This is a genomic window from Bradyrhizobium aeschynomenes (genome assembly GCF_013178945.1).
Classification (GTDB): Bacteria; Pseudomonadota; Alphaproteobacteria; order Rhizobiales; family Xanthobacteraceae; genus Bradyrhizobium; species Bradyrhizobium aeschynomenes.
Map to the genome: position 1 here is coordinate 156,755 of NZ_JABFDM010000006.1, position 16,331 is coordinate 173,085.

The 16,331-nt window shown below is 65.3% G+C and carries 16 protein-coding genes and 1 tRNA gene; 7 read left to right on the top strand and 10 right to left on the bottom strand.

The window, feature by feature from the left end; all coding sequences use genetic code 11:
* Positions 1–91: 91 nt before the first annotated feature.
* Positions 92–5,323, bottom strand: coding sequence for an alpha-2-macroglobulin family protein (locus HL666_RS18960; RefSeq protein ID WP_172182945.1), 5,232 nt, complete (start codon positions 5,321–5,323; stop codon positions 92–94).
* 449 nt (positions 5,324–5,772) lie between these two features.
* Here HL666_RS18960 and HL666_RS18965 point away from each other — a divergent pair.
* Positions 5,773–5,849: transfer RNA gene (locus HL666_RS18965), tRNA-Arg, on the top strand.
* 259 nt (positions 5,850–6,108) lie between these two features.
* Here the strand turns inward: HL666_RS18965 and HL666_RS18970 are convergent.
* Positions 6,109–6,285, bottom strand: a complete 177-nt coding sequence (locus tag HL666_RS18970) for a hypothetical protein (RefSeq protein WP_172182947.1) — start codon at positions 6,283–6,285, stop codon at positions 6,109–6,111.
* A 336-nt stretch (positions 6,286–6,621) separates the two neighbouring features.
* Here HL666_RS18970 and HL666_RS18975 point away from each other — a divergent pair, with 336 nt between their 5' ends.
* On the top strand, positions 6,622–7,359 hold the full coding sequence (locus HL666_RS18975) for an FkbM family methyltransferase (protein ID WP_172108749.1): 738 nt from the start codon (positions 6,622–6,624) through the stop codon (positions 7,357–7,359).
* A gap of 258 nt (positions 7,360–7,617) precedes the next feature.
* Here HL666_RS18975 and HL666_RS18980 read toward each other — a convergent pair whose 3' ends face one another.
* Complete coding sequence (locus tag HL666_RS18980) at positions 7,618–9,420, bottom strand: hypothetical protein (protein WP_172182949.1); 1,803 nt, start codon at positions 9,418–9,420, stop codon at positions 7,618–7,620.
* 455 nt (positions 9,421–9,875) lie between these two features.
* Between HL666_RS18980 and HL666_RS18985 the strand changes: the two genes are divergently transcribed.
* Positions 9,876–10,034: a hypothetical protein gene (locus tag HL666_RS18985; protein WP_172108745.1), complete on the top strand. Its 159-nt coding sequence runs from the start codon at positions 9,876–9,878 to the stop codon at positions 10,032–10,034.
* A 91-nt stretch (positions 10,035–10,125) separates the two neighbouring features.
* Here the strand turns inward: HL666_RS18985 and HL666_RS18990 are convergent, their stop codons facing one another.
* A complete protein-coding gene (locus HL666_RS18990) occupies positions 10,126–10,338 on the bottom strand; it encodes a hypothetical protein (RefSeq protein WP_172108743.1) in 213 nt (70 codons plus the stop codon).
* A gap of 116 nt (positions 10,339–10,454) precedes the next feature.
* Positions 10,455–10,928: a hypothetical protein gene (locus HL666_RS18995; RefSeq protein WP_172133131.1), complete on the bottom strand. Its 474-nt coding sequence runs from the start codon at positions 10,926–10,928 to the stop codon at positions 10,455–10,457.
* Positions 10,929–12,388: 1,460 nt separating this feature from the next.
* Between HL666_RS18995 and HL666_RS19000 the strand changes: the two genes are divergently transcribed.
* Together HL666_RS19000 and HL666_RS19005 are read left to right on the top strand one after the other, a co-directional pair.
* Entirely contained in the window at positions 12,389–12,544 is a 156-nt protein-coding gene (locus HL666_RS19000) for a hypothetical protein (protein ID WP_012043977.1), read from the top strand.
* 268 nt (positions 12,545–12,812) lie between these two features.
* Complete coding sequence (locus HL666_RS19005; protein ID WP_172108739.1) at positions 12,813–13,088, top strand: hypothetical protein; 276 nt, start codon at positions 12,813–12,815, stop codon at positions 13,086–13,088.
* A gap of 29 nt (positions 13,089–13,117) precedes the next feature.
* On the opposite strand, the gene HL666_RS19010 is transcribed toward HL666_RS19005, so the two are convergent.
* The 3 genes from HL666_RS19010 to HL666_RS19020 form a co-directional block, all read right to left on the bottom strand.
* Positions 13,118–13,501 (bottom strand): PRC-barrel domain-containing protein, encoded by a 384-nt coding sequence (locus HL666_RS19010; RefSeq protein ID WP_376698601.1) that lies wholly within the window; start codon positions 13,499–13,501, stop codon positions 13,118–13,120.
* A 63-nt stretch (positions 13,502–13,564) separates the two neighbouring features.
* Complete coding sequence (locus HL666_RS19015) at positions 13,565–13,732, bottom strand: hypothetical protein (RefSeq protein WP_172108735.1); 168 nt, start codon at positions 13,730–13,732, stop codon at positions 13,565–13,567.
* Between the two features lie 23 nt (positions 13,733–13,755).
* Positions 13,756–13,974 carry a DUF6894 family protein gene (locus HL666_RS19020; RefSeq protein ID WP_172108733.1) on the bottom strand — a complete coding sequence of 73 codons (219 nt, stop codon included), beginning with the start codon at positions 13,972–13,974 and terminating at the stop codon, positions 13,756–13,758.
* A 224-nt stretch (positions 13,975–14,198) separates the two neighbouring features.
* Here HL666_RS19020 and HL666_RS19025 point away from each other — a divergent pair, with 224 nt between their 5' ends.
* Complete coding sequence (locus HL666_RS19025; protein ID WP_283812580.1) at positions 14,199–15,212, top strand: SDR family oxidoreductase; 1,014 nt, start codon at positions 14,199–14,201, stop codon at positions 15,210–15,212.
* A gap of 16 nt (positions 15,213–15,228) precedes the next feature.
* On the opposite strand, the gene HL666_RS34430 is transcribed toward HL666_RS19025, so the two are convergent.
* The gene (locus tag HL666_RS34430) at positions 15,229–15,360 is read right to left on the bottom strand and encodes a hypothetical protein (protein ID WP_283814795.1); all 132 of its coding nucleotides are present in this window, start codon (positions 15,358–15,360) and stop codon (positions 15,229–15,231) included.
* Between the two features lie 36 nt (positions 15,361–15,396).
* Positions 15,397–15,591 carry a hypothetical protein gene (locus HL666_RS34245; protein ID WP_246741569.1) on the bottom strand — a complete coding sequence of 65 codons (195 nt, stop codon included), beginning with the start codon at positions 15,589–15,591 and terminating at the stop codon, positions 15,397–15,399.
* Positions 15,592–15,806: 215 nt separating this feature from the next.
* Between HL666_RS34245 and HL666_RS19030 the strand changes: the two genes are divergently transcribed.
* Positions 15,807–16,124 carry a DUF4142 domain-containing protein gene (locus HL666_RS19030; RefSeq protein ID WP_172182951.1) on the top strand — a complete coding sequence of 106 codons (318 nt, stop codon included), beginning with the start codon at positions 15,807–15,809 and terminating at the stop codon, positions 16,122–16,124.
* Positions 16,125–16,331 lie beyond the last annotated feature (207 nt).

Here is a 16,331-nt window from a genome sequence, read left to right on the forward strand (position 1 = left end):
CGCGCGGCCGTGGATGGCCGGGTCAAGCCCGGCCATGACGACGGAGAGTGGAGCTCCGTCGTGCGTCCATCACCGCTGGTTCCACCCTCGCTCATTTCGCCGCGCGGACCTCCACCGAGCCCGTCCCGGTGCGACCATAGCGCGAGGGATTGTACATGTCCTCGACATAGGCCTGCGGCAGCACGTACTTGCCGGGCGACACCGCGCGGACGATGTAGGCGACCGTGAACACCGCCTTGGAATCGGCGGCACGGTCGAGCGCGGCCGTGAAGCGGTCGTCGCGGAACTCGGTGTTCACCGGTTCCTGGCCGTCCTCTATCCAGTCGAGCGTGCCGCTGTCACCCGACGACACCAGGCGCGGATTGTCGATCTCGAGCCCCGCCGGCAGATAGTCCGACACCATGATGTGCCCATATTCCGGCTTGGCCTCGGTGACCTTCAGCACCACGGCGAAGCGGTCGTTCTGCTTGGCCGTCTTGATGTCGGCCGGCTTGCCGTCGAGCGTGTAGTAGCCGCGCTCGATCTTGAAGCCGTTCGACGCCGCCGGCTCCGGCGTCAGCGGCGAGCCGGACACCGAGACCACCGCCTGCACCGGCGCCTCGCCGGTGTTGGTGATCTTCAGCGGCTGGCCCGACAGCTCGGCCGCCTTGTAGCTGCGGTACAGCGCCTGCTTCACCGCCTGGCCGTTGACATCCAGCGTCAGCGTCTCCTTGGCGAGCGCGCGCGCCGCCAGCACCATCCACGCATTCTCCTGCGTCGAGGTGTACGGCGTCAGGCCCCGTGCCGCTTCGACACGGGCCACCGCCTGCGTCAAGGTCGCGCGCGGCGCATTGCCTTCGCCCGCCAGCGAGACCAGCGCGGCGGCATCGCGCAGGTCCGAGCCGTAGTCGGTGCGGCCGAACACCAGCACCGGCTTTGGCGCGAGGCTGTCGGCCGCGGCGCCATAGACCCGCTCGGCGCGGGCGCGGTCGCCGACCAGCGCGAGCGCGGCGGCGAGCTGCGCCTTGGCGATCGGCGTTGCGAGATTGCCGAGCTTGGTGTCGGCGAGGTAGCGCAGGTCGCCGATCGGCGCCGCGCCATTGCGCGCCAGCACGTAGAGGCCATAGGCGAGATCGCGGCCGCCCGTCTTCTCCGGCTCCTCGGCATTGACCACCGAGTTCCTGACGCGGTCGAGCGCGCTCTTGAACAGCACGTCCGGCACCGCAAAGCCCTTTTCGCGGGCGCGGGTCAGGAAGTCCGTCACATAGGCGTCGAGCCAGGGATCGTCACCGCCGGCCGACCACAGCCCGAACGAGCCGTTCGAGCCCTGCCGCGCCAGCAACCGGTCGATCGAGTCGCGGATGCGCTGGTCGACCTCGGTGTCCATGGCGAGATGCGCTCCCGCTGCCAACTCGTTGACATAGAGCAGCGGCATCGCGCGGCTGGTGATCTGCTCCGAGCAGCCATGCGGATAGCGATCGAGCGCCTTTAGGATCGTCGCCGCGTCGAGCGCGGTCGACAGCCCCGCCGACAGCGACACCGTGCCGGTGCCGGCCACGAGATCTGAGAACATGTCCGACGTCAGCGTCAGGCTCTCGCCCTTCGCCAAGGTGCGGATCGAACGCCGCGCCAGCACCTGTGTCGCCGGCTTGACGTCGAGCTGATAGTGCCGTGCCAGCGTCAGGCCATTCGGCCCCTTGATGTCGACATCGAGCTGCGCCTTGCCCGTGCCAGAGGCCTCCAGCGGCAAGGTCGACGACGCCCGCTGCTTGGCCGCGAGCTTCAAGGTGACGCTGGCATTGCCGGACACCTTGACCGGCCCGCTCGCCTTGATGCTGACGACATAGTCGCCGGGCGCGCCCTCGACATTGTCGACGTCGAACGACAGCGTGCCGCGGTCGCCAGACAGCAGGAAGCGTGGCAAGGTCGCGGTCAGCACCACGGGATCGCGCACGGTGACGTCGACATTGGCGCGGCCGACCTTGGTCGCGCTCCACGCCACCGCCATGACGCGCGCCGTGCCGGCGAACTCCGGAATGTCGAAGCTCACCTCAGCGTTGCCGTCGGGCCCGACGGTGACGATGCCCGAATACAGCGCCAGCGGCTTCTGCGTCGGCGGCGAGCCCTGCAGCTCGGCTCCGCCACTGTCACCGCCGGAGCGGATCTGGCCGCGCGAGCCCTGCATGCCGTCGATCAGCTGGCCATAGAGGTCGCGGACCTCCGCCGAGAGCTGGCGCTGGCCGAGATAATAATCGTCCGGCGCCGGCGGCTTGTAGTTGGTGAGATTGAGAATGCCGACATCGACCGCGGCGATCACGATCTTGGCGTCCTCGCCGGGATTGAGCCCGCCGACCTTCACCGGGATCTTCAGCGCCGAACCCGGCCGCACCAGCGCCGGCGGGCTCAGCGCGACATTCAACGTGCGCGCGGATTTGTCGATGCCGAACCAGGCCAACCCGAGCGCGCGGCCCGGCATGCGCTGCGCGGCCGCATCGAGCGGACGGCGGAGCGTCGTCACGACATAGGCGCCCGTGCCCCAATCCTTGCCGACGGCAAGCTTGACCTGGTTGGTGCCCTCCTTGACGTCCGTGGTCTGCGTCGTCAGCAGCCGGTCGCCGAGCACGTTGACCGTGAGCTTGCCGGCGGTGCGCGCATTCACCGTGACGACCATCGTGTCGCCCGACTGATACTGCGGCTTGTCGATCGAAGTCTCCAGCAGGTCCGGCGTATCGGCGCTGCCCTCGGTGTACCAGCCGACGTCGAACTGTAGCGAGGTCACTGGCCCGTCGGCCTCCGCCGATTTCACATCGAGCCGGTAGCGCCCGGCCTCCGGCTGGAAGCTCAGCCGCGCCGGCTTGTTCGCCGCGATCGTAACGTCGCCGTCGCCGACGCGTTTGGTCGACTTCACCGGCTCATACGCCCAATAGGAATTCTGCCGGTACCACTGATAACGCGACTCGATCTTCAAGAGCTCATAGCGCAAGCCGTTGCGCGCCAGCGTCTTGCCCTCGGGCGAGACGAACACGATGTCGAACTCGGCCTTGTCGCCCTCGCCGACGCTCCTGCCGGAGAAGGACGGCTTGATGCCGATCTGCGCCGCCTTCGGCGCCACCGGCAAGGTCAGCTTGCGCTCGACGGCGCGGCCGCCGGTCTCGGCCATGCGCACATAGATCTGCGCCTCCTGCGGCCGGCTGGAGGATGGCGGCTTCGGCAGGCTGACCGGGAAGGTTGCCGCCCCCTTGTCGTCGGTCTCCGGCATCCCCTCGATCGGCGTGCGCTCGTTGGAGGCGCTCTCCTCGTCGGCGACGCCGAACTGATAGCCCGGAAAACCCGGCCGCTCGGCGGCGGTGGTGACCAGCAGATCGCCCTCGAGCTGGAGGCTCGATGCCGGCGCGCCATAGAGGAAATGGCCGTCGACCTTCACCTCTACCGGAACATCAGCCTTGATCTGCTTGTCCTTGGAGGACAAGTCGAATTCCAGCCGCTCGGGAACGTAGTCCTCGACCATGAAAGTGGTCTCGCCGACCGCCGCGCCCTTCGGATCGGTGAAGGCGCGCACGCGGTAGGTGCCGGTCGGCACCGCCGAGTTCAACGCCACCGCGAAGGAGCGCCCACCCGCGCCCTGGTCGGGGAGCACGGCCCGGCGGAATTCGACGCCGTCGGGACGCTCGACCACCAGGGTCAGCGGCGTGCCGGTCATGGCATTGCCCTTGCCGTCGCGCAGCAGCGCCGTGAGATAGACGGTCTCGCTGGACCGATAGACCCCGCGCTCGGAATAGACGAACGCGTCCGGCCCGCTGGGCGCTTCGCGCCCGGACACGCCGCGATCGGACAGATCGAACGCCGTCGTCTTCAGGCTGAGGAAGGCATAGTCGGCCTTCTCGCCGGACACCGTCAGCATCGCCGGCGACAGCCCGCCCTCGCCGCGCGCCAGCCCCGTCTCGAACAGCACGTGGCCGGCCTCGTCGGTCTTGCGCGTTGCCAGGATCTCGTTGTTGCGCGCCACCAGCCGCACCTCGGCACGCGCCACCGGATCGGTCGACGCCAGCGAGTTCACGAACACGTGGATGCCGTCATTGCCGGAGAACGCGGCGACGCCGAGGTCGGAGACGATGAACCATTGCGTGGCGAGCTGGCCGCTGTCCTCGTCGCTGTTGCCGCTGGCCGGGCCCTTCGGCGCCGCCGTCATCACATAGACGCCGGGCTGCATGTCGCTGATCGCCTGGTCGACCGGGAACGCGGTGGTGACGTCCTGGTTCAAGGTCATCGCGGTCGAGAGCTCGCCGCTCCACACCTTCATGCCGCGCTGGTCGCCGAGCTCGCTGAGCTGGTAGCTCGACAGCGGCCGCTGGAAATCGCTGTCGATGACCGTGTTGATCAGGTTGCGGTCGCCGATCCGGAACACGTTGACGTTCACCGCCGGCGTGTTGACGCTGACCAGCGGAATGCCCTTCTGCCCGGTGCGCGGCAGCACATAGGCCTTGCCGGTGAAGCGCACGAACGGCTTGCGGTCGCGGACATAGATGTTGAACTCGGCCGATTTCGGCAGGCTCTCCTTGACGCCAGAGGGCAGGCCGGCGCGCAGATTGATGTTGTAGCGCTCGCCATGTTTGAGGCCCTCGACGCAGAGCTGCTTCTCCTCCGAGGTCAGCGCCGGCTTGTCATTGCCGGCCTGCGCCACGAAGGGCGAGAAGTCGGTGCGCTTGGCGAGATCCTCGGAGAACTGGAAGCAGGCGCGCGGGCTCGCCGAGTCCGAATCCACGGTGTAGTCGAGCAGCTTGAAGCCGTGCTCGTCGCGCATCCGCTCATATTGCCCACGGACATCCGCGACCTCGCGCAGATCGAGTGACATCCGCAGCGTATCCAGCGCCGGCCGCCACAGCTTGCGCTCGGCCATGGTCCTGCCGAGCACGGCGAGCGCATCCGCCTCCTCGCCGGCATTGCCGGCGCGCTGATAGGCGATATAGGCCGCCGTCGAGGCCCGCTCCAGCAGGAAGGTCTGCTCGGACGTGTTGATCGGCTTGATCTGGTTAAGCACGGTGCGCGCCAGCCGCAGCCAGTTGCCGGAATCATCCGGCGCCGCGGTCGCGATCTGGCCGAGGATCTGCAAGCCCGTGCGCAGGTCGTTCCGCCGCAGCGCCGCGTCGGCATCGGTGCGCAAGGTCGACAGCGGCTTGTTGACCGCCCCCGCCTCGCTCTTGATCTGCGCCTCCAGCTTGATGGCGGCGTCCGCCAGATCGTCGCGCTTGAACGCCTTGTCGGCCGCGTCGGCCGAACCGGCGGCAAAGACGAGACCGAGCGCCATGATGGCGCAGAGGACGGCGGCGCGAACCAGACCGATCATGGGACAGCTCCTTGGACGGATCTTTTGGGCGGCTCTTCGGCACGAGCGGAAGGCCGCCCGTGTTTGGCCGATTCGTGGCGAGAATGGACGCGAAATGGTGACGGACTGATGGCAGCGGTTGTAGCGCCAGAATAGCGCCCCGCCGTGGGGGCGGCCATCGGCGGGCGCGTCCGGCCGTAAAAATCTGTTCATCAACGGCAATTCACAGGACATGGCATACCGGCAAGGCCCGTAGCGGCCGTCAACCGGCGCCACGAACACGGGAAACGAGGGCGCGCGCCCTCCTCCGCCTCCGCTTGGTCGCGCCTCGCGCCGTTCCGGTTCGGCCGGACTTGGCGAAACCGAAGATTTTTCATATGACCCGTGCTATGGATGCCGCGCCGGCCGGGCCTCCCGGCCCGCAAGCGTTCATCCCGTGACGCCCTCGCCGACGCTCACGCCGTGACGACGGTCCCATAGCTCAACTGGATAGAGTAGCGGATTTCTACTCCGCGGGTTGCAGGTTCGAGTCCTGCTGGGATCGCCACGCGGGCATCAGGCCGATGACGTCATGCAACGGCGTCCCTCAATCAGACATCGGGTCGCCGATCTCCGTCTGTACGTACGGCGAGCCCTCGCTGGCGGCACCACCATTTCGGTCGAACGCCGGCCTGAGCCGCAAGAGCCTTGAAATTCAGAAGCCCGGCGGAATTGCCCGGCCGGGCTCGTCCACTCGCGGTTTCGCTGCGCGCCGCTCGCTCAGGTGTCCGGCGCCAGCTGAAACACGCCCGCCTCCTCCACGCGCTTCACGCCGGGACGGCCCGCAACGTCGACAGCTGGGACGGATCGATCGAACCGGTCACGATCGCCAGCCGGGGCAGGACGCGATCGACCGTGACCCCTGCGGGGCTGAGCTTGCCAAGCAGAACGGCGTCGTCGCCGGACACCGGCTCGCCCATCAGGATCGTCACATTCAGTTTCATCGCGTTTCGCCTCCTCAAGGGAGAGTGGATCACCCCCTGGCATCTGCCGCAACTCCTACGACCTGCGGTAGTCTCCGAAAGGGAAAAGATTAGGACAGTACCGCACGATTGCCGGGCCCAAGACCGCTGGCGGACGGGGCCACAAGCCTATGCGCAGCAGCGAGCATCCAACCAGGGCATCGGCGCCGTCTTCCGCAAACGCCACGCGGCGCCGCCTTGGCGCCATGCTGCCGCCGCGGCCGGCCTTCATGTCTGAATGTTGCGGTAACGGCGGGGAAGGCCTAGGCATCCGGTCCCAGAATCATTGGCGGGACCGACTCGTGGTCGGAGGGTTGATTGGCGACGCATGAAGCACTGCGGTTCCTGGTGAGGGTCTTGCGATCCAGGTATCGCGACCACCGGACCGAGCTGGCCGAGCTGCGGCGAAACATCAGGCCCGGCGACATCGTCTGCGACATCGGCGCCAACAAGGGCAGCTTTCTTTATTGGCTTGCGCAATGGTCCGCGCCGGGGCGTGTCATCGCCTTCGAGCCGCAGCCGGAGCTCGCCGCAGGATTGTCCCGGCTCTGCCGCAGGTTTTCGCTCGACAACGTCGTCGTGGAGCCACGGGCCGTATATTCGTCGTCGAGCAGGAAGACACTGTTCGTGCCCGAGGGACACCAGCCCGGCGCCTCGCTGCTGCAGCCCGCGGAGACTTCGACGGCGATCGAGGTGCAGACGATCTCGCTGGACGATTACCTTCCTGCAAGCGGCAACGTCTCCGCGCTCAAGATCGACGTCGAGGGCGCCGAGCTCGACGTGCTGCGCGGCGCCGAGCGCACCTTGCGCCGCTGCCGGCCGCTGATCGTCATCGAATGCGATCGCCGTCTCGCCACGCTGGATCGGGTCAAGGAGACCTTTTCGCTGCTGCGCGGCCTCGGCTATGCCGGGGAGTTTCTCAGCAAGGGCCGGCTGCTCCCCTTGTCTGCGTTCGATCCGGAGATTCACCAGCGCGCCGACGGTGAATGGTTCTGGAAGCGGAAGGATTATTGCAACAACTTCATCTTCGGGAATGCGGAAGCGCGGGCGTCGTAGCGGGACGGCGCGAAACCGGGCCGCGGCCGGACGAAACCGTTTCCCCTGCCCCACGACAATGTCCGGAAACAGGAGGCCGGCATCCTCCACCCACTTGATCAACCGGTGGGGCGACCGATGTCCGCATTGCTGAATTTCATTTTCGAATCCTACTGCCTGAGCTGCCGGGCGATGTTCCCGGAGCTGGATGCGGATCGTCCGGCCGTTGCGGAGTAATCGTTGCGGCCTCGGATGGCCGCCGAAGTTGCCGCCGAGACGTCACTTGCGCACGCGCCACACCGCGATCTTGGCGGACGGGCCGACATCCACCGGCTCGAGAAATCCGGGCGTTTCGCCTCGAAACAGCATTGCCTCCAGGCCGTTGGGAGCGCGCCCCATCACGAGCCGGTTCGGCGCGGTCCGGCAGGTGACGACGTAGTCGACCTGCCGGTCCAACAGGATCTGATGCGCCAGCAGACCTGGCGCGAGCATCAGCTGGAAGAATGCGAGATTGCCGTCATTGTTGCGATGATACGGGGCGGCAAAGACCTCGTGGTCGGTCTCGACGAGAATGGCGGGCCCGATATCGGTCGGCGCCATGACGCGTCCCTTGGGAAGTCGCCGCATCGGCGTGGCATCCGAAACGCTCCGGCACATCGTCGCCGGGTCGTCGAACACCAACGGCTCCCATTTGAACGCCGCAGCAATCAGCGGCTTGGCCGTGCCGGACAGCGTCGCAAACATCGCCGGCGAGACGACGAAGGCCAACAGCACGAGATTGCCTCCGATCGCGAGCGATGGCCAGAGCACCGCGACGCCTGCCGCGAAGACCGGCGCAGCGACCATCGCAGCCCCGGCCGCCCCGCGCATCTCCCACAGGCTGACCCCGAGCAGTGAGGCGAGCGTCAGGATCACGATCACCCAGCGGAACCGATCCGACGGATCGGAGCGCAGCAACGCCGCAACGGCGACCCCCAGCGCAATCACAGGACAGGCATAGAAGCCGAGCGCCTCTTCCGGACCGAGCCGGAGCATCTTCGGCAGCGAGATCGTCTCCTGCACGTTGTCGAGCCATAACGAGACGACCAGCGGATCGAGCTGCGCGTACGGAAACATCAGGGACTTTCCGAACAGCAGATAGGATGCCGCCAGCAGAGCGGCCGCAACTCCCATTGCAGCGACGAGGCGCAGCGGCGGGCTCGAGCGAAGACGATCGAGCCCGACCATGAGGATCAAGCCGGCGCCGCCGCCGACCGTCAACAGCAGCAGCGGCCCGCCGAGCGCGTCCATGACCGGCGCCGCGAGCGTGGACAGCGGGAGCAGAAGCAGTGCGAAACCCAGGGACGACGCCGCGAGCGCGCCGGCGAACGCCGAGACCTGTGGCGCGACCGGCGCCCCTCGCCAGATGAAGAGACCGGCCACGGCAACGCTCACCGTCGCGATCGCCGGCAGCATCTCGACGCCGACGGCCAGCGATGCCGACGCCGCAATGCCGGCACATGCGGCCTTGAACGCGCTGCGCTCGATCTGCAGCGCGAACAACATCATGGCCAGCACCAGGACGATCTGCGCGTTGTGATGATCGATGCTGCCCGGCCGAAAATGCGCCAGGGCCGGCATTGCCAGCATTGCCAGCACGAGGGCTCCCAGCATCGCCGTCGGCGCGCCGCCGCTCATCTGCCGGGCGATTGCAGCAACCAGCGCGAGCGCGACCGCAAACAGCAACAGCGGCCATAGGGTCAGCGTCACCAGCTCGGCCTGGTGCGTTCCTAGCAGAGGTTTCAGCAGCAGGATCGAGAGGGCCAGCGGCAGATCGATCAGCCGCGACCAGTGCATCAGGAGGCCGGGCGGATCCAGCCGGTATTGGTGGAGGTCGGACCAGGCCTGGCCATTGATCAGATCGCGAACCTCAACCAGTCGCATGGCGTCGTCGGTCGACATGGCATCCAGCACGCCGGTCTTGATCCAGAGCACCTTGATCGCGAACGCGGCCGCAAGTCCGAGCACTGCGACCAGGAGGCCGGCACTCCACCGTCGCCGCTCCTTTGGAAGAAAGCTCGAAGCTGAAACGAGATCTGACATGCGGAGCCCATCAATCTGCGAGGCGATGACGACCGACGTGCACCTCGTTGGCGGCACCTGTGGCGGTGGTCCACGCAAGGTCCGTGGCGATCAGGTCGTGCTCGACGGCCGTCGGGCCGGCCCCCCGACCAAGCCGTCCTCGCTCGCGTCAGCGCGCCATCCACCCCACGCAACGTTCGCCCCCATGACTACGGCTCATTGCCTAAGGTAGCGTGAACGGTAGCCGGTCCGGCATCGGGCTCCCCGCGACCATCGGGGGGCCAATCGCCCTCTCTGCCGCACCGGAACGTCCGAAAAGCCCCCTGCAGACCGCGGTGAACGCCGCGCGGCCAGCCTGCGCGGGACCCGCCGGACCATTCGGTCATGGTGTTAAGCTTTCCTCTTCAGCTTAACGGCGGCTTCCGTTTGACGCCTGCGGCTGCATCCGCCACGTCGTCACTGGTGGAGCTTTTGACATGTTCGAACTGGCCATTTTCAGCGCATTTTGTTTGATTGCCGCCGTTGCCCTCGTCACGATCTACCAGCGACGGCAGGACGTCCTTTACGGACCCTATATCGAGGACGTCTCCTGGCCTCCGGCTCGACCTGACGACAGCATCGGGGCATCGTCCTGAGCCAGGTGATCTCCAGGTGATCTGATGATGAGGACCGGACCTGTGAGCAGGCTCGACACCGTCATGCCCAAGCGCCCGCACCGGGCTGGCATCACAGGCCGACGCGGCCTCCGGAATCGCTGAGCAACGCGTCCAGCCGGTCTGGACTGATGCTCTGGCCGCCGGGCGTCTCGATGCTGACGCAGGCGGCGCCCAGGCGCAGATAGGTGTTGGCCGTGAGCAGCGCATCCTGCGCGCTGCGGCACCTGATGGTGGCGATCGCGCTGACACTCTCGGCCCGGACGGTGAAGGAGGCAGCAGCCATGAAGGAGAAGCCCGTTTGCCAGCGGCGGCTGAAAGGAAGCCGGAGCTTATGCAACGGGACCCGACGGCCTCATTGAGCTGGATCAAACCGCACGGGCGATGGTGGCCGCGCCGTCCTCAGCCTCGGCTGAGCGACAGGCTGATCCGGGTCACCAGGCCGTCCCAATCGCGCTCCCAGGCCCGGGGATAGTTGATGAGAACGCAGTGCACGTAACGGCCGACGAAGTTGCAGCGGTTGTACCAGACGTAATCGCCCTTGTAGCTCGACACGGCGAAGAAGCGTGCGGTGATGCGCTTGTACTGGATGTTCGGTGGAGGGTTCTTCCTGGCAAGGAACCGCGCCGGCGAATCCCCGGTGTCGTTCGCCATCGACTGCACCGTGAGATTGGCGCGGCCGTCGGCGGTCTGGAAGCGTTGGCCGTAGCCATCGGGTCGACCGGCCATGTCGCTGAAGACCGAGACGGGAATGTCGACCGAGGTGCCGGTCTCCGGGATGCGATAGGTGCTCCAGCGTACCGGCTCGGCCTGTGCGCCGGCGCTCCAGCAGACGGCGCATGCGAGCGCGGAAAGAGCCTTGATGATCGATGTCATGTCTGTCGTTCCGAACAGCCTGGGAAAGCCGCGACGTTAGCTCAGCTTCGCGGCCCTGCGAAGGCACCGCTATAGTCTCGCCGGACGAACGCACGGCAACGCCCAAGGTTCATGGCGCGCCCCGAACATCCAGCGGACTCGCCGCTCGGCGCGGCCAAACGCGGTGTCCGGCACGAAGGGCTCGCTCGCGCGAAACCACCCGGCCCTGCCCGTCGGCCAAATCGCCCTCCATCGCGCGCGCCATGCCCCGCCGATTTCAATGCAACGCGGACCATTGATGCCTGCGCGCGGAACGTCATTTCACGAGCGCGCTCAAGGTGATTTGGGCTGTCCAGTCGTCCGCGGAAAAATATCGTTGTTTCCTTTTTTCGGAATTCGTGTTGACTGTCTTCGTCCCGCCTCGCAGCAGAGGGGCGCATCGCGATCGTCACGAGCGTTGGGTGCGGGATATGATGGGCGCAGCGGACTGCAGCATGCTGGTCATGCGGACGAACAGTTCATTGCGCACGGTCAAGTCGCGCGGTCCTGATATCCCGACGCTGATATCAAGGTCGTGAGCTCGACGAGGGCTCCGACCGATGGTGGCCAGAAGCCGGCGCACCAGGGAGAACGCGAAGCAGCCGTTAAAGCCATTGTGCAGGGGAGGCTGGGAGTGTCCGGCTGCGCCTGTGGTTCCTGCCCCGTGCAATCTTTCCGCACGGGGGCCGCGGGTGTCAGTGGATGCCCGGCCTTCCCTGCGCCCTCCTCCTCGAACGAGGGCGAAGCGACTGCCATGACTCGGGCATGCGGTGCCGCGAGAGCGCCAGCGCTCGGCCGGTGCAACGTCCCCGCCATGCCGACGCCTCACCTGGGCTCAACGCGAGACGCGCGTGGGATACGACCTCGATGAATATGCGGCTGTTGTTGGATGAGCACATCGAGAGAGAGAATTCCGAAGCGGCCTTCCGTCGGCGTCATTCACATGATACCAGTCATGCCACAGATGCTGGCGACCTCGTGGCGACAACGCCACAGGGGTTAATGCCTCGCCACATATTGGCCGAGCGCGCGACATGCCGGCCCTATACTTCGAGTTGCTTTTGCAACCCGCACGACGGGCGGGCTCACTTGGCCGTTCGCAACGATCCGGCCGGGCAGGCCAGGATCGCTCAGAATGCTTTTCCGACAAGAATTAAGCTTACCAACGTGCGCGGCTGCGCCTTGGCAACCTGGCAACTTCATTCAGCAGCCAAGACGTGCAACAATACTATGCGCAACTAATATCAACCTGAGATTTAATTTACCGAACATTTACTTTCCTCAACTTTGCCCCAAAAACTGCACGATGCTGGGTTCCTCTTTCACAATTAGAACTCTTCTGGAGCCCTACAAAAACACCGCCCCAGAACGGGTTCTAACAAGCCTCGAATATTCTTTCATCACTCACTCTCCGTCTTCGTTTCGCGTACAGAGGTCCCACCATGACGACACTGACCAAGGCTCTCCCGACCCATCTCGAAGAGACGCGCATCGACTCCGAGAAGCTGCGGACGATTCTGATGCTTTGCGGCGCAACGGCGTTCGGCTTCATTCTTCACGCCACCTACGGCCTCGATCTCAGCTACGCCTTCTTCTGATTGGATCAGCCTTCCGGCCGCGGCTGGCGGGCTCTTCATTGCCGGACGCGATCGTCGTCCTTCCCGGCTCGCGGGGTTCTGGAATCAGCCCCGCGCGCCGTTTCGTCGAAGCGCGACGCGTGTCACGCGAGGATTTTTGGCAGATGCCGCCACCACAGGCCGGTCGCAATTTTGCACAGCCTGGACGCGCAACTCCCACAATTCCGCCTTGACCACGGGACACGCTGAGGGTGTCGAGACTTGCGGTTGCTTGAGGACGAGTAGCGTCATGCGTTCGCCAGTATATGATCTGTATCAGATGAAGCAGGACCGATTGCCGAAGGGAGCCCGTTCGGCATGGCTGAGAACGCGGCCGAACGAGCCGCCAGCCTCGGCGGATGATTGGGTCTTCGTCGGCAAGGAGCGCCATCCGAGCCGATGGACCATTGCCGAGATGAACGAGAAGGGCACCTGCTATCGTGAGATTCCGATCTGGCTGTCGAGCCGGCGGAGCATGATGGCCGGATCAGCCGCCGACAGCAGCGTGCAGACGCCGGCGGCCTGAGCGCGGAGCGCAGTCGGGACGCGGGGGCGTCAGGCGAGCCGGACCCCGTAATAGTCGTCGACCTTGCGGCCGGTCGCGAGATCACCCCAGTCCCACTCGCGCTCGTCGGAATATCGCGGCGCTCCTCGAAGCTGATCCTCGGTGACTCCCGTGACGTAGCCGCCGAGCCGCGTGTCGTATTTCAGCGACTGCCACGGCAGCGGATAGTGGTCGTTGCCGAGACCGAGAAAGCCGCCGAACGCGAGCACGACATAGGACACGCGACCGCTCAACTTGTCGATCATCACGCGCTCGATGGTGCCGATCTTGTTGTCGTCGGCGCCATAGACTGACGTGCCCTCGACCTTGTCGCTCCCGATCAGATTGCCATATTCACGCTGCTCGAGCATCGCTGAATCAACCATGGATGTCATTTCGGTCTCCACTCCTGCAAGGAAAAACGTCAACCCGCGCCGGACGTTCCCATTCGCGCGGGGTCAGCGGGATCCCGGCGCCTTGCGGTCCTTCTCCTCAGGACGCCCCGTCGCCTCACGGCTCGGCGAGTTGGGCGACGTCGTCTGATGTGCGAGCTGCGCCCGATCCTTGTCGGCGGGCTGCTCCTCGCCACGACCTGTTTTGACGATGCCTTGGCTCGTCTGATCCATCGCAGACCTCCTCCATTTTCCTGTCAATGCAGCACATCCAGCGGAACACGGCAGATCTCGTCGCCTTCCTCGTTGGTGACCAGAACCGCATAGTTCTGATTGCGCAACTCGGGATGATCCGAAACCAGCTGTCGCGCGATCACGTCAGCCGAGTCCATTGCCTCGACGTCGCCGGGCAACTCGACGTAACGATCTCCGGCGATCGATTCGCTGTTCGTCAAATCAAAATGATAGAACGGCATGATCCCACCCGTGCCCTGAATCGCGACGATCCAACCGCGCGACAATCCGCAATCGAGATTTCCCTGACACGACGCGTGCTGGCGGCATTTGTTCCCAACTGAGCCAATACGTCTCAGTCACATCAGAGCGCAGAAGCGATCGCGACGGCGTGCATTTTGCGACCTCGTGAACGAACGTTCACAGCGGTCGCCGGTTGGTGATCACCATCATGAGGAGAACCCGAATGGCCGACGAAGGCAGACATTCGATGTCACGCCGTCAAATGGTTGGAGGCACTGCGACACTCGCAGCCGCCTCATTGACATCAGCAACGGCGAAAGGACGCGAAACGATGGCAGCCGACTCGATGAGACCGGAGCAGTTGGTGGATCCCACGCAGAACTACCCGAAGCCGCCGTTCGACAAGCAGTCCCAACCCTGGCCCGGCCTCGCCAGCAAGATGTCGCCGCGTCCCGATCACGGCGAAACCACCTACAAGGGGTCGGGACGTCTCGCCGGCCGCAAGGCACTGATCACCGGAGGCGACTCCGGGATGGGCCGCGCGGCAGCGATCGCCTATGCGCGCGAGGGCGCCGACGTCGCCATCAACTACTATCCGACCGAAGAGCCCGATGCGCAGGAGGTGGTTGCACTCATCAGGGCCGAAGGACGACAGGCGGTCGCCATTCCCGGCGATCTGCGCGACGAACGCTTCTGTCAGCAGCTGGTCGCACAAGCCCTCGACGCGCTCGGCGGTCTCGACATCATCGTCAACAACGCGGCGCGTCAGCAGACCCGCCAATCAATACTTGACGTGTCATCCGAGGATTTCGACGCGACGATGAAGACCAACATCTACGCCCCGTTCTGGATCATCAAGGCCGCCCTGCCCCACCTCAAGCCCGGCTCAGCGATCATCGGCACCTCGTCCGAACAGGCCTATGATCCGTCGCCAGACCTCTACGACTATGCGCAGACCAAGGCCGCGACGATGAACTACGTGAAATCCCTCGCCAAGCAGCTTGGCCCCAAGGGCATTCGGGTCAATGCCGTTGCACCTGGCCCGATCTGGACGCCCCTGCAAGTCTCGGGCGGGGCGACGATGGAGAAGCTCGAGAAGTTCGGCGGGCAGACGCCGCTTGGTCGGCCAGGGCAGCCCGCGGAGCTTGGATCGATTTATGTTCAGCTGGCAGCAGCAGACGCAAGCTACGCCAACGGGCAGGTCTACGGATCGTCCGGAGGGGCGGGACAGCCGTGAGCCTGTCCCCTCACCGTCAGATGCGGGTCACGGGTTGAGGAAGCGAATAGGCTTCCGTATGGACCTGGCGAATTGTGGTGAGCGCCGCGGCCGCGGAGGCCACGCTGAAGGCGGTGAGCAGCGCGATGAGAACGATACGGGGGGCCATCGTGAAGTCCTCCATTCCCAGTTGGGTCTTCCATGTCTATTCGTGGAGCGGCTCGCCCCTCCCTGGAAATACCGGAGTGACCTCGCCGTCGAGCCAATCCTGCTCGTTCGCCAATGCGTGCCAGCCCTGGGCCATGCGCGTATAGCGACGGAATGCCGGGTCACTCTCGGCTCGCTCGGCGAGGTTAAGGCAGTTGTCCGCGTTTTCTCTGAAGAGATCTGACTGTTTCATTCGGACTACCTGGGAGCCCCGCCGATCTGACGCAACTGCGTTACGTGATATTAATGTTGCGTGGAACCGAGACGGCTTCGCATGGCGCCTCGGCCGCTGCAGCGCCCACGGCCTCGCCGCTGATCGCGAAATTGAACGAGTTCAACGCATTTCAGAAGAACGCGTATGATCGTACTGCGTCGCTCGACCGGTCGGATCGGAGAAGTGCCGCATGAATGCGGGCGGAAGCTGCGGCACGACGCGCCCGTGCGCTTGCCGCGCTCGAGACCAGCACCGGAGTGAGCGCTGAACCGGCGTCAAAGCAGTCGGTCGGAAGAGAAGCCATGCTGGCCGACGTGAGCCCCACCGACGGGACGGATTTCGTCCGCCAGTTCTATTCAGCAGAAATTGCGGAGTATCAAACCACGATCGCCGTTCTGGAAAGCTATCTCGCCGTGCCTGACAATCAGGAGGTCAGGCGCTTCGCGATGGTGGAGCTCACAGGTCTGCAGATCGAGCTGAGCGACATCAAGAGCGAGCTGGCAGCGAAATAGCTAACCCGCGTTCAGCGCCGGCTTTGGTTCTGCTGGGCGGTTGGCCTGACGCTGCCATTGCTCTCCGGCATCTTGTCCGGCACTGATCTCCGTTGTCGTCACGGCCGCACAAGGACGACGTCCCGCTTCCGCCGGGATTGTCTCTGGCCTCCCCGGAGGTTGGCGCGGACTATGGGGTTGCGGAGCTTGCGGCGGGGTCGCTCGTCA

Coding starts and splice junctions, on each gene's coding strand:
- HL666_RS19030 (WP_172182951.1), top strand. CDS start 15,807: ATGCGGGCGGAAGCTGCGGCACGACGCGCCCGTGCGCTTGCCGCGCTC.
- HL666_RS18960 (WP_172182945.1), bottom strand. CDS start 5,323: ATGATCGGTCTGGTTCGCGCCGCCGTCCTCTGCGCCATCATGGCGCTC.
- HL666_RS34430 (WP_283814795.1), bottom strand. CDS start 15,360: ATGGCCCCCCGTATCGTTCTCATCGCGCTGCTCACCGCCTTCAGCGTG.
- HL666_RS18995 (WP_172133131.1), bottom strand. CDS start 10,928: ATGACATCGATCATCAAGGCTCTTTCCGCGCTCGCATGCGCCGTCTGC.
- HL666_RS18985 (WP_172108745.1), top strand. CDS start 9,876: ATGTTCGAACTGGCCATTTTCAGCGCATTTTGTTTGATTGCCGCCGTT.
- HL666_RS19005 (WP_172108739.1), top strand. CDS start 12,813: ATGCGTTCGCCAGTATATGATCTGTATCAGATGAAGCAGGACCGATTG.
- HL666_RS18970 (WP_172182947.1), bottom strand. CDS start 6,285: ATGAAACTGAATGTGACGATCCTGATGGGCGAGCCGGTGTCCGGCGAC.
- HL666_RS34245 (WP_246741569.1), bottom strand. CDS start 15,591: ATGAAACAGTCAGATCTCTTCAGAGAAAACGCGGACAACTGCCTTAAC.
- HL666_RS19010 (WP_376698601.1), bottom strand. CDS start 13,501: ATGACATCCATGGTTGATTCAGCGATGCTCGAGCAGCGTGAATATGGC.
- HL666_RS18990 (WP_172108743.1), bottom strand. CDS start 10,338: ATGGCTGCTGCCTCCTTCACCGTCCGGGCCGAGAGTGTCAGCGCGATC.
- HL666_RS19015 (WP_172108735.1), bottom strand. CDS start 13,732: ATGGATCAGACGAGCCAAGGCATCGTCAAAACAGGTCGTGGCGAGGAG.
- HL666_RS19020 (WP_172108733.1), bottom strand. CDS start 13,974: ATGCCGTTCTATCATTTTGATTTGACGAACAGCGAATCGATCGCCGGA.
- HL666_RS18980 (WP_172182949.1), bottom strand. CDS start 9,420: ATGTCAGATCTCGTTTCAGCTTCGAGCTTTCTTCCAAAGGAGCGGCGA.
- HL666_RS19025 (WP_283812580.1), top strand. CDS start 14,199: ATGGCCGACGAAGGCAGACATTCGATGTCACGCCGTCAAATGGTTGGA.
- HL666_RS19000 (WP_012043977.1), top strand. CDS start 12,389: ATGACGACACTGACCAAGGCTCTCCCGACCCATCTCGAAGAGACGCGC.